2 protein-coding genes are annotated in these 2,091 nt (G+C 48.2%); both read left to right on the forward strand.

Features of this window, described 5'->3' with window-relative positions; translation table 11 throughout:
• The coding region (gene tnpB, locus ACTNA4_RS15970) for an IS66 family insertion sequence element accessory protein TnpB (RefSeq protein WP_441031144.1) at window positions 1-288 on the forward strand (288 nt) is incomplete at its 5' end.
• Window positions 289-430: 142 nt separating this feature from the next.
• Window positions 431-2,047, forward strand: coding sequence for an IS66 family transposase (gene tnpC, locus ACTNA4_RS15975; protein ID WP_441031146.1), 1,617 nt, complete (start codon window positions 431-433; stop codon window positions 2,045-2,047).
• Window positions 2,048-2,091: the final 44 nt, after the last annotated feature.

Raw genomic sequence — 2,091 nt, forward strand, 5'->3', positions numbered from 1 at the left:
GATATGCGCAAATCGATTGATGGTCTCTGTGCCATTATCGAAGACCAGCTTAAGATGGATCCGACATCCAGTGCGCTCTTCCTGTTCTGTGGAAGAAGACGGGACAGGATCAAAGCTCTGTTCCGTGAACCAGATGGTTTTGTCCTGATCTATAAACGGTTGTCTGTCCGGGGCGGCTATCAATGGCCAAGGAAGCAGTCGGAAGTCCGGAATCTTTCCTGGCGGGAGTTCGACTGGCTGATGTCAGGAATTGATATCGACCAACCAAAAGCACTCAAAGCAGAGTAAAAAAGTATCTGGATTCCGGTAAAAATCCTGCACAGAAAAATGGCAGATTTCCTTATAAATTCAGCATTTTTCAGCACTTGTTTTCCTTTAGGAATGGCTGTATTTCTGGTATAATAGAGGTATCAAATCCAAGGAGAGAACGATGGCTTCCAGTGCAAAAGACATCCAGCTGCGAGAGCTGAAGGACACCATAACACAACTGAAAACAATGGTCTCGGAACAGACGGAACTGATCAGATCTCTCCGCCTTGTTATTGACGAAAAAACCAGCCACGAAAAAGCCCTTCAGGAACAGGTGGACTATCTTACCAAAAAGCTTTTCGGTTCTTCCAGCGAAAGAAGAACCGATGACATTCCAGGACAGCAGCACCTTTTTGATGAAGCGGAAGTGGAACAGGATCCTTCCCTGTTGGAAGAAGAGACCGTGATCCGGGAGCATACTCGCAAGAAGAAAGCAACCCATGAGGATCTTTTTAAAGGCCTGAAGGTTGAAAAAGTAGTCATCCCTCTTCCGGATGAAGATCAGGTCTGTCCGGTCTGCGGTACGCAGATGGTTCTGATCGGCGAAGAGTATGTCCGCCGTGAGCTGGAATTCATCCCGGCCACATGCAAAGTGATCGAATACTACAGCCAGAGTTATGGATGTCCGTCCTGTAAGGAGGGATTGGGAGACACGGAAAAGCCTGTGATCGTAAAGTCTCAGGTTCCGCAGGCCCTGGTAGGAAAAGGCCCGGCAACCGCATCCACCGTTGCATGGACGATGTATCAGAAGTACGCCAATGGACTTCCCCTTTATCGTCAGGAGAAAGACTGGAAACAGTATGGTGCCCAGATCAGCAGGACAACACTTGCCAACTGGATCATCTATTGCTCCAGGAATTACTTTCAGCCAATGTATGATTACTTCCACCGGGAACTGCTGAAGCGCAGCTTCGCAATGGCAGATGAGACCCGAGTCCAGGTACTGAAGGAAGAAGAACGCCGGGCACAGACACAATCTTTTATGTGGTTGTTCCGCAGCGGCGAAGACGGTCTTCCTGCCATTATTTTATATGGCTATTCTCCAACCAGGAGCGGCAGCCATGCAAAGGAGTTCCTGAAAGGCTATCATGGGTATCTGGAAACGGATGGTTATCAGGGCTACAACAGTCTGCCGGATATCAAACGGTGTTCCTGCTGGGCACATATCCGCCGGTACTTTATCGATGCCGTTCCCAAAGGGAAACAGTATGATTACAGCCAGCCAGCAGTACAGGGAGTCCAGTACTGTAACCGCCTGTTTGCCATAGAGGATTCCATTAACAAAAAATATCCCGGTGATTATGAAAAGCGTAAGCAGCTGCGTCTCGAGAAGGAAAAACCTGTTCTGGAGGCTTTCTGGTCGTGGCTTGAGCAGCAAAAGCCAGTCCGGAATACCCGCATGGATAAAGCTGTGAATTATGTCCTTAACCGGAGGGAAACAACAGAGATTTATCTGGAGGATGGCCGCTGCAGCTTCACAAACAATCTCAGCGAGAACGCGATCCGTCCATTTGCAGTCGGCCGGAAGAACTGGCTGTTCAGTGATTCTGTAGAAGGAGCCAATGCCAGTGCTGTAGTTTATACAATGGTTGAGATGGCAAAGGCGCATGAACTGAATGTTTACGGATATCTGAAATTTCTGCTGGACCATCGACCAACGAAAGAGATGACCGATGATCAGCTCGCAGAGCTTGCACCTTGGAGTGAAAAACTCCAATCTATCAAAAATCGCATGTGAATTATAGTGAATTACTCCAACTCGCAAAGGGCTGGGGTAATTTT

Source organism: Bariatricus sp. HCP28S3_A7 (genome assembly GCF_052066375.1).
Lineage (GTDB): Bacteria > Bacillota > Clostridia > Lachnospirales > Lachnospiraceae > Allocoprococcus.

Excerpts from the sequence above, each read along its gene's own strand:
- tnpC (WP_441031146.1), top strand. The coding sequence starts at position 431 with ATGGCTTCCAGTGCAAAAGACATCCAGCTGCGAGAGCTGAAGGACACC.